At 67.9% G+C, this 10067-nt stretch carries 6 protein-coding genes; all 6 read left to right on the plus strand.

The genetic code is table 11. The features are described 5' to 3' along the window. Positions 1-48: 48 nt before the first annotated feature. A complete protein-coding gene (locus FL344_RS22915; RefSeq protein ID WP_141620011.1) occupies positions 49-915 on the plus strand; it encodes an FHA domain-containing protein in 867 nt (288 codons plus the stop codon). A 107-nt stretch (positions 916-1022) separates the two neighbouring features. Continuing rightward, entirely contained in the window at positions 1023-1562 is a 540-nt protein-coding gene (locus tag FL344_RS22920; protein WP_020478566.1) for a prepilin peptidase, read from the plus strand. Positions 1563-1597: 35 nt separating this feature from the next. Next, on the plus strand, positions 1598-3046 hold the full coding sequence (locus tag FL344_RS22925; protein WP_090494915.1) for a type II and III secretion system protein family protein: 1449 nt from the start codon (positions 1598-1600) through the stop codon (positions 3044-3046). A 163-nt stretch (positions 3047-3209) separates the two neighbouring features. After that, on the plus strand, positions 3210-4997 hold the full coding sequence (locus FL344_RS22930) for an ATPase, T2SS/T4P/T4SS family (RefSeq protein WP_090494912.1): 1788 nt from the start codon (positions 3210-3212) through the stop codon (positions 4995-4997). A gap of 7 nt (positions 4998-5004) precedes the next feature. Continuing rightward, the gene (locus tag FL344_RS22935; protein WP_141620012.1) at positions 5005-7236 is read left to right on the plus strand and encodes an FHA domain-containing protein; all 2232 of its coding nucleotides are present in this window, start codon (positions 5005-5007) and stop codon (positions 7234-7236) included. Positions 7237-7281: 45 nt separating this feature from the next. Beyond that, positions 7282-10008 (plus strand): DNA polymerase I, encoded by a 2727-nt coding sequence (gene polA / locus FL344_RS22940; protein ID WP_141620013.1) that lies wholly within the window; start codon positions 7282-7284, stop codon positions 10006-10008. The last annotated feature ends 59 nt before the right edge of the window (positions 10009-10067 follow it).

A 10067-nucleotide genomic window follows, 5' to 3' on the forward strand; every position in this document is an offset into this window, starting at 1 on the left:
GGCCTCTGCTATCGTCCGGGGCTTCCTGGTTCACGCGAGTCAAGACCGATGATCGATCAGAACTCCCGTCCTGCCCGCAAGGTAGGCATCGCCGACCACCTGTGGGAGGCGTTCGAAGACATGGCCCAGCAGATGGGCTCGGATCGCGATGCCCTGATCAACCAGGCGCTCTTCATGTTCGCGCGCCTGAACGGCTTCCTCGAGGTGAAGTCCCGCTCCGAGGCCGCCGTGGCACCCGTGGCCGCCGCGCCGGTGAAGCCCGTGCAGGCCGCTGCCGCCGCGCCGCCGCGTCCGTCCGCGCCGCCGGTGCTGGCGCCCGCGCCCCGGCCAGAGACCACGCCCGCGCCCGCCCGTCCTCCCGTGCGCGCCACGCCGGAAGAGCGGGCCTCCGCCAATGGCCTGGACAATGACCCGGTGCGCCGCGAGGTGGCCGAGCGCGTCCTGGAGACCGCCGCGGAGCTGGAGCGCCTCATCAAGGGCAAGAACAGCGAGCCGCCCCCTCCCGCCGACGACATGGTGGAGGAGGACGAGGAGCCGCTGCCCGAGGCCGAGGATCCGGGCCTCATGGACGAGGAGCCGCCCCCCGATGAGGCCGAGGAAGAGCCCGCCGACGACCTCGCCGAGGAGGAGGAGGTCGGCGCGCTGTACCTGGTGACCGAGTCCGGTGATCAGGAGCAGATCGTCAAGGACCGCTTCGTCATCGGCCGCGGCAAGCACTGCGACTTCGTCATCAATTCCGGCAAGGTCTCCCGTGAGCACGCGGTCATCGTCCACGAGGGCGATGACTGGATCATCGAAGACCTGGGCTCGTCCAACGGCACCTGGTTCAACAAGCAGCGCATCAAGCGCCGCAAGGTCGAGGACGGGGACGAGTATTTCATCTGCAGCGAGAAAATCCGTCTCCTGGTCCGATAATGAGGTGACCCAGGCCCCGTCCCGCGGGGCTTCTGGTTGTTCGCCAATTGACGGGCTCCAGGCGTCCCTGGTTTGATAACGGACGCCTGCCGCGAAGAGGACAGGCGATGATGACGCCTGTTCAAATCGCGTTGTGGACGGTTCTTGGAGTGGCCCTCGTGATCTCCGTGGTGACGGATGTGCTTCGCCGCGAGATCCTCGACGCGGTCACCTACCCGCTGATGGCGGTGGGCCTGGGCGTGCGCCTGGCCACCGAAGGGGTGGGGGACCTGGAGCATGGGCTCATCAGTGGTGTGGTATCGGGGGTAGGGCTCGCGTTGATGCTGCTGCCAGCGGCGCTTCGCGGTCGGATGGGGTGGGGCGACGTGAAGTTGATGGGCGGGGTCGGAGCCGTGCTGGGCTTCCCGGCGGTGCTCGCGGCAGCGGCCTTCATCTCACTGGTGGGCGCGCTTCAAGCAGTGGTGACACTGCTCTGGCAAGGCGCGGTTTGGGACACGCTGGCGGCAGTGGTGCGCCGGTGGGCGGTGTGGGTGCGTTTGGCCAGCGCGGACGCGCAGCCGGCGCCCCAGCGCCACATTCCCTATGGAGTGGCCATCGCGCTCGGCACCGTCTGGGCGCTGTGGTGGCAGCACGGAACGTTGGGTTAGCTCGGACTTCTGGAAGAGAAGAGGGGACACGGACGATGTTCACACGCATCACGCATGCCGCGGCGCTAGGCGCCCTCATCGCACTGGTGGCGGGCGGCAGCGCCCTGGCGCAGGATGGCACCACCGTCAGCCTCGGCGTGGGTTCCCAGAAGGTGATCACCATCCCTGGTCTCAGCCGCGTGGCGCTCGGTGATCCGAGCGTCGCCGAGGTGAAGACGCTCGGCTCCGGCCAGCTGCTCATCACCGGTCAGGCTGAAGGCAAGACGACGCTGCTCGTCTGGAAGTCCTCGGGCCAGCGCGTCAGCTACCTGGTGGCGGTTCGCAAGCAGGACCCCAACGAGGTCATCTCCGAAATCAAGCGCCTGCTGGGTGAGATTGAAGGCGTCTCCGTCCGCATGGTGGGTGATCGCATCTACCTGGACGGTCAGGCCTACACCACGCAGGACGCCGACCGCATCGAGCAGGTGGTGGGCCTCTACCCGAACGTGAAGTCGTTCGTGAAGATTGCCCCCAACGCCAAGAAGCTGGTGGCCCAGAACCTCAACGCGGCCTTCCAGAAGGCGGGCCTGAAGAACGTCCAGGCCAACGTGGTGGGCGCCACCATCTTCCTGGAGGGCTCCGTGGAGAGCCAGCAGGACCTCCAGAAGGCGGAGCTCATCACCAAGGCCATCGGTGAGAAGGTGGAGAACCTCCTCGTCGTCGGCATCAAGCGGATGATCCTCTCCGAGGTCCAGTTCGTCGAAATCCGCCGCAACAGCCGCGACCGCTACGGCATCCGCTACCCGACGGACATCACGGGTACGGCGACGGCCATCGCCAGCATCTCCCAGGAGCTCTTCCCGGGCACCTTCGGCTCGGGCGTGTCCACGCTCACCCTCAACGCGAACTCGGACTTCTCCTTCGGCTTCCAGGGCAACGACGGTTACGGCCGTCTGCTCGCGCAGCCCAAGCTGGTGTGCGCCAGCGGTGAGAAGGCGGAGTTCCTCGCCGGCGGCGAGGTTCCCATCCCGCTCATCACGAACAACCAGTTCACGGTGGAGTTCAAGAAGTACGGCGTCATCCTGAACCTGCGCCCCACCGCGGACCGCAACGGCAACATCCAGACGGAGATCGAGGCGGAGGCCTCCGAAATCGACACCTCCGTGGCGGTGTCCTTCGGTGGTTCGTCCTCCATCCCCGGCTTCCGGACCCGCAAGGTGAAGACGAACGTCACCGTGCGCCATGGTGAGACCATCGTCCTGTCCGGCGTGTTCAGCCACGACGAGCAGAAGTCCGTGTCGAAGCTCCCCGGCCTCGGTCACATCCCGATCATCGGTGAGCTCTTCAAGAGCCGCGGTTTCGACTCCACCAAGCGCGAGCTGGTCATCTTCGTCACCCCGCGCATCGTCAACCCGGACTCCGACAAGGTCCGCACCATCATCGAGGACGTGAAGAGCCGCTACAAGCAGGCCCGGTCCGAGGTGAACTTCAACATCTTCGACTGAGGCGGGCGCCCCGGGCGCTGTTTCAGACGGGCCTTCCGGGCCCACGGCACGGGCCGGCTTCTTCCCTTCCGGGGGCGGTTGCCGGCCCGTCGCCTTGCGGGCAAGCATTCAACCCGGTTCTCACGCTTTGAGGACGAAGGGGGGCTTGCTAGCATCCGTCCCCATGTTTCTCATCACCCTCGCGGAAAAGGGCGGCGGGACCGAGCAGCGCGAGTATCACAAGAATGAAGTCACCATCGGCCGTCTGCCGGGCAATGACATCATCCTCGCGAAGGGCAACGTCTCCAAGTACCACTCGCGAATCGTTGCCAAGGACGGGAAGTTCATCATCGTGGACATGAAGTCCACGAATGGCACGTTCGTGAACGGCAAGAAGATTGCCGCGCCCCAGGTTCTCAAGCCGACCGACCAGGTCTACATCGGCGACTACATCCTCAACGTCGAGGCGCTCGAGGACGAGGGCCCGGTGATGACCCGCGCGGGTCAGGCCGAAGAGGAGTACTACGACGAGCAGGGCGAGGAGCCCTACGAGGACGAGGAAGGGGCTTACGAAGACGAAGAGCCCTACGAGGAGGAGGAAGAAGAAGCGCCGCCTCCCGCGCCCGCTCCCAAAGGCATGCCGGCGTCGCTGGCGTCCGCCCTGGCGAAGAACAAGCGCAAGGTGGACCCGCGTCAGGAGCGCTACACCCGGCTCCAGAAGGAAATCCATGACCGGCTCATCGAGTACCTCGATCTGCGCCGCATGGACATGGACCGGCTCGGCGACGACGAGCTGTGGCGCCGCACCGAGAAGGCCATCCGCGACATCATCGACCAGATGGAAGCGGACGGAGAGCTTCCGGAGGACGTGGACCGCGAGGAGCTGCTCACTGACGTCATCAACGAGGCGCTGGGGCTCGGGCCCCTCGAGGCGTTCCTCGCGTCGGATGACATCAGCGAGATCATGGTGAACCACGCCAACCAGATCTACATCGAGCGCAAGGGCAAGCTGACCCTGTCGGAGAAGACGTTCTCCTCCAACCAGGCGGTGCTCGGCGTCATCGAGCGCATCGTGGCGCCCATCGGCCGCCGCATCGACGAGTCCAGCCCGCTGGTGGACGCGCGCCTCAAGGACGGCAGCCGCGTCAACGCCATCATCCCTCCGCTGGCGTTGAAGGGGCCCTGCATCACCATCCGCAAGTTCAAGAAGGACTCGCTGAAGATCGCGGACCTCATCAAGTACAAGACCGTCACGGCGCAGATGGCCGAGTTTCTGGAGATGTGCGTCAAGGCCCGGCGCAACATCGTCATCTCCGGCGGCACCGGCTCCGGGAAGACGACGACGCTGAACATCATCAGCTCCTTCATCCCGGAGGGTGAGCGCATCATCACCGTGGAGGACGCCGCCGAGCTGCAGCTGCCGCAGGATCACTGGGTGCAGCTGGAGAGCCGGCCGCCCAACCTGGAAGGCAAGGGCGCCATCACCATCCGCGAGCTGGTGAAGAACTGCCTGCGCATGCGGCCCGACCGCATCGTCGTGGGTGAGTGCCGCTCCGGTGAGACGCTGGACATGCTCCAGGCCATGAACACCGGCCACGACGGTTCGCTCACCACGCTCCATGCGAATACGCCGCGAGACGCCATTGCCCGCTTGGAGACGATGGTGCTCATGTCCGGCATGGACCTGCCGGTGAAGGCCATCCGTGAGCAGATCGCCAGCGCCGTGCACATGATCGTGCAGCAGACGCGCTTCTCCGACGGCACGCGGAAGATCTGCTACATCACCGAGGTGTCCGGCATGGAGGTCGACATCGTGACCCTCCAGGACATCTTCTATTTCAAGCAGGATGGCTTCACGGAGGACCACAAGGTCCGTGGCCGCTACGTCGCCTCCGGCTTCGTGCCGAAGTTCTACGACGAGCTGCAGCGTAAGGGCATCCCCGTCAACATGAGCATCTTCCGCGAGGACTGACGCGCCCATGGCCACCCTGGTCGTCCGTCACCCTGACGGCACTGAGAACGAATTCGCCATTACGGGCGAGCTGAAGATTGGCCGCCAGCAGGGCAGTGACATCCTCATCACCGAAGGGGGCGTGTCGCGGACGCACGCGCGCGTCTTCGACGAAGGCGGCACCGTCTTCATCGAGGACGTGGGCAGCGCCAACGGCACGTTCGTCGACGGCCAGCGCATCATGGAGCCCACGGCCCTGACGCCGCAGTCGGAGGTCCTCCTCGGGGACTACGTGCTGCGTCTCAAGGCGGCCGCGGTGCGGGGTTCTGGGGCCCGGCGCGCTGCGGCCAGACCCCCGGCCGGGGGCGATGAGCCCATGCCGGTGGGCGACGAGGGCGGCGGTGTACGCGCCACCCGGGCCATGCCGAGCATCAAAAAGGGCTCCGGCGCGGCGAAGGGCGAGCCCGGCGCGGCGCTGGCGAAGCGGCCCGCGCGTCCGGCACGTCCCGCCCCGGGTGGCGGCGCACGTCCGGCGCCGGCGGGTGGCCCGGTGCTTCGCGGCATGGTCGGTCCCTGGGCCGGCCAGACGTATCCGCTCAAGGGCAAGGTGCTCGTGGGGCGGCAGCCGCCCGCCGGCATCATGCTGGATGACGACTCCGTGAGCCGCCGCCACGCGGAGCTGGAAGCGACCAGCTCGGGCGTGACGGTGCGGGACCTGGGCAGCGCCAACGGGACGCTGCTCAACGGGGAGCCGTTGGACCAGACGCCGGTCCCGCTCGAGCCGGGGGATCAGCTCCAGTTCGGCGTGGTGGAGATGACCTTCGAGCCCGAGCCGTCCGCGGTGCCCGTGCGCAGGGGCGCGGCGGGCGCGGCGCGTGGGGGCTCGGACGAGGATCCCGCCGCCAAGCGCAAGAAGCTCATCATGGTGGCGGCCGGGCTGGTGGGCGTGCTGCTGATGGTGGGCATGGTGTCCTCCATCCTGAACCCCAAGCCGGTGGACGTTCAGGGCCCGGGTGGGGCCGCGCAGATGGATCCGACGCAGAAGATCCAGGAGCTGCTGAGCGAGTGCCGCTCCTACGCCTCCAGCGAACTGGGCGCCCCCAACTGGGAGAAGGCCCACGAGGTCTGCACCCAGGCGTTGGACCTGGACCCCATCCACCCGGAGGCGAACACGCTCATCCGGCGCATCAAGCTGGAGAAGGAGTCCTTCGAGTACTACTCGCAGGGCGAGCGGCTCCTGCAGCGCCTCAAGCCGGAAGAGGCCCTGGAGTCGTTCCGGAAGATCCAGAAGGAGAGCGAGTACTTCCGCCGCGCCCGCGCCAAGGCGCGCGAGGCCGCCGAGGCGGTGACGAAGCGCGCACAGGAGGACTGCAAGCTGTACCTGCGTGACTCGCAGTGGAGCGCCGCCGTGTCACGCTGCGAGGTGTACATGGCGGTGTGGTGCCAGTCGAAGCCGCGTGAGGACCTGCAGCCGCCCCTGGGCTTCACGCTGAAGCTGGAAGGCCGCCTGCGCCGCGACGAGTGGCGGCCGAAGGATCCGATGTTCGTGAAGTTCCTCATCGCGCGGCAGAGGATGGACGCCAACGCGGCGCCGTGGGAGTGCCCGGTGGCGGAGGTGCTGGCCGGTGACGAACGGGTCGTGGACCCGCGCACCTTCGTCATGGAGGCGGCGAAGAAGCGCTTCCCCAACAAGCTGATGCAGGCCGCGCTCCTGGACTACTGGGGTGGCCGTGGCAGCGAGGCGCTGGCCACCATGCAGAAGCTGCGCGCCAACTACGAGGCCGCGCAGTACCACGCCGAGGCGGACGAGCTGATGAAGATCATGTCCACCGTGGATCAGCTCTTCAAGGTGGGCCAGAGCTACCTGGCCGCAGAGGATCCGGAGAAGGCCGCGGAGCCCTTCCGCGAGGCGCTGGCCACGGACAAGGCGGTGATGCTGGAGCTGGCGGAGTCCAAGCCGTCCTTCTACCGGCGCAACATCCTCCAGGACATCGCGGAGAAGTCGTACCAGCGCGGCAAGCACTGGGCCGACCGCGAGGACCGCCGCCGCGCCTGCCGCGTGTGGAAGCTGGGGTTCAGCTTCTACGCGGGCAATCCGAACCTGAACAAGGCGGCGGCCTTCTGCTCCTCGAGGGCCCTGGAGGCCTTCCGCGCGGCGTCTGGCTGCGGCGACATGGCGGTGGCGCTGGACTACGCCGTCAAGGGCGACGGTGTGGAGGAGATGGTCGTCGCGAAGCAGGCGGAGCTGGGCTGCAAGTAGCACGCGTCGTGGACAGGGCCGGGCGGGCGCGCTAGGCACGGGGGCATGGACGACACCAGCCCTTCGCGCTCAGCGCCCACCCTGGTCCTCATCGACGCGTCCGGCTTCATCTTCCGCGCCTACCACGCCATCCCTCCGCTCACGACGAGCAAGGGGGTGCAGACCAACGCCGTGCTGGGCTTCACGCGCATGGTGCTCAAGGCCCTGCGTGAGCTGAAGCCCACACACGTGGCGCTCGCCTTCGACAAGGAGAGCCGCACCGAGCGCCAGAAGATTGATCCGACGTACAAGGCGAACCGCGAGGGCCCTCCGGAGGACCTGGTTCCCCAGTTCGCCCTCATCCGCCGCGTGGTGGAAGCCATCAACGTGCCCGTGCTTGAGGTGGCCGGCTGGGAAGCCGACGACGTCATCGGCACGCTGGCCGTGAAGGCGAAGCAGGAGGGCTTCTGCGTCCAGGTCGTCACCGGCGACAAGGACTTCGTGCAGATTGTCGACGACGACGTGCGCCTGTACGACCCGATGAAGGACGTGCACACGCTGCCCGCGGACGTGAAGGCGCGGCTGGGCATCGAGCCGGGGCAGATGCGGGACTACCTGGCCCTCATCGGCGACGCGGTGGACAACGTCCCCAAGGTGCCGGGCATCGGCCCGAAGACGGCCACCGAGCTCATCCAGCAGTTTGGCGACGTGGAGACGCTGCTCTCTCGCCTGGCTGAGGTGAAGAAGCCGAAGATCCGGGAGAACATCGCCTCGCACCGCGAGAGCCTCCTGCGCGCCAAGGTGCTCGTCACCTTCAAGACGGACCTGCCGCTGGACGTGCGCATGGCGGACCTGGCCCGCCGGCCGGTGGACGCGCAGCGCTCGCGCGAGCTGTTCACCGAGCTGGAGTTCTTCGCCCTCCTCAAGGAGCTGCCCCAGCAGGACGGTGTCGCCGGGGCACCCGAGGAGGTGAAGGAGAAGCCCGCGCCGCTGGCGGTGACGCCGCGGCTGGTGGGCGCGGACGCGGAGCTCGCCCAGTTGGCTGGCGCCGTGCGCGAGGCGGGCGCCGTCACCCTGATTCCCGCCTACGAGGGCTCACCTTTCGGCGCGAAGCTGGTGGGCCTGGGCGTGGCGCTGCCGGACGGGCAGACGGCGTATGTGCCGCTGCGGCACGCGCAGCTCGGCGTCACCCAGGTGCGGCCGGAGGCCTTCACCGCGGCCTTCCGCGAGGTGCTGGAGGACGCGGCGGTGAAGAAGGGCGGGCATGACCTCAAGGCGCTCAGCCTGGTGCTGGCCAACGACGGCATCACCCTGCACGGCGCGCACGACGACGTGGAGCTGCTCAGCTATCTGCTCAACCCGTCCCGCCGCGAGCACGCGCTGGTGGACCTGTCGCGCGAGCGGCTGAACACGGAGCTGCCGCCGCTGCCGCCCGCCGCGGAAGGCAAGCGCGGCAAGAAGGACCGCGCGCTGGCGGACCACACGGTGGAGGAGGTGGCCACCGGCTTCGCCATCCGCGCCGAGGCCGCGCGCCGGCTGGCGCCCGAGCTGTGGAAGGAGCTGGAGGCGGCGAAGCTGGCGACGCTGGCTCGCGACATGGAGCTGCCGCTGTTGCCGCTGCTGGCGCAGATGGAGCGCAGGGGCGTGCTGCTGGACACCGCCGAGCTGTCGCGCACCTCCGTGAAGGTGGACGCCGCCGTCGAGGCGCAGGTGAAGGAGGTCTACCGGCACGCGGGCCGCGAGTTCAACATCGGCTCCAATCCGCAACTGGTGGAGGTGCTCTTCACGGAGCTGAAGCTGCCCATCATCAAGCGGGGCAAGACGGGGCCGTCCGCGGACCAGGAGGTGCTGGAGAAACTGTCCGAGGAGCACCCGCTGCCGGGCGCCATCATCGAGTACCGCAGCTTGTCCAAGCTGAAGAGCACCTACCTGGACACGCTGCCCACGCTGGTGGCCGCCGACGGGCGCATTCACACCACCTACCACCAGGCGGCCACCGCCACCGGGCGCCTGTCCTCCACCGACCCGAACCTCCAGAACATCCCCGTCCGCACCGACCTGGGCCGGGAGATTCGCCGCGCCTTCGTGGCAGCGGAAGGGCACCAGCTGGTGAGCGCGGACTACAGCCAGGTGGAGCTGCGGCTGCTGGCGCACATCGCGGACGACCCCGTGCTCATCGAGGCCTTCCTCCATGACGAGGACATCCACACCCGCACCGCGGCCGAGGTGTTCGGCGTGGCCAAGGAGCAGGTGGACCGCGAGCAGCGCCGCGTCGCGAAGATGGTGAACTTCGGCATCGCCTACGGCCTGTCACCGCACGGCCTGGGGGCGCGGCTGGGCATTGCCCAGGACGTGGCCCGCGACATCATCGAGCGGTACTTCACGCGCTACGCCGGCATCCGGCGCTACCTGGAGGAGACTGTCGATAGGGCGCGCAAGACGGGCTACGTGGAGACGCTCTACGGCCGCCGCCGCTACATGGCGGACCTGAACTCCAAGAACCGCGGCGTGGCCCAGGCCGCCGAGCGCGCTGCCATCAACATGCCGATTCAAGGCACCGCCGCGGACCTCATCAAGAAGGCCATGCTGGCGGTGGACGAGGCGTTGACGGCCCAGAAGCTGCGCACGCGGATGCTGCTGCAGGTCCACGACGAACTCCTCTTCGAGGCGCCCGACGCGGAAGTGGAGCAGGTGAAGGCGCTGGCGGTGAAGGCCATGTCCTCGGTGGCCGACCTGAAGGTGCCGCTCAAGGTAGAGGTGGGCGCGGGGCGCAGTTGGGCGGACGCGCACTGACGCGCGGGCAGGGCGGGGCGGCGCGAAAAAATACGGGAGGAGCGCCCACCCCCGTAGGC

Origin of the sequence: Myxococcus sp. AB036A, assembly GCF_006547355.1 — a bacterium.
Taxonomy (GTDB): Bacteria; Myxococcota; Myxococcia; order Myxococcales; family Myxococcaceae; genus Myxococcus; species Myxococcus virescens.

Coding starts and splice junctions, on each gene's coding strand:
- FL344_RS22915 (WP_141620011.1), top strand. CDS start 49: ATGATCGATCAGAACTCCCGTCCTGCCCGCAAGGTAGGCATCGCCGAC.
- FL344_RS22920 (WP_020478566.1), top strand. CDS start 1,023: ATGATGACGCCTGTTCAAATCGCGTTGTGGACGGTTCTTGGAGTGGCC.
- FL344_RS22925 (WP_090494915.1), top strand. CDS start 1,598: ATGTTCACACGCATCACGCATGCCGCGGCGCTAGGCGCCCTCATCGCA.
- FL344_RS22930 (WP_090494912.1), top strand. CDS start 3,210: ATGTTTCTCATCACCCTCGCGGAAAAGGGCGGCGGGACCGAGCAGCGC.
- FL344_RS22935 (WP_141620012.1), top strand. CDS start 5,005: ATGGCCACCCTGGTCGTCCGTCACCCTGACGGCACTGAGAACGAATTC.
- polA (WP_141620013.1), top strand. CDS start 7,282: ATGGACGACACCAGCCCTTCGCGCTCAGCGCCCACCCTGGTCCTCATC.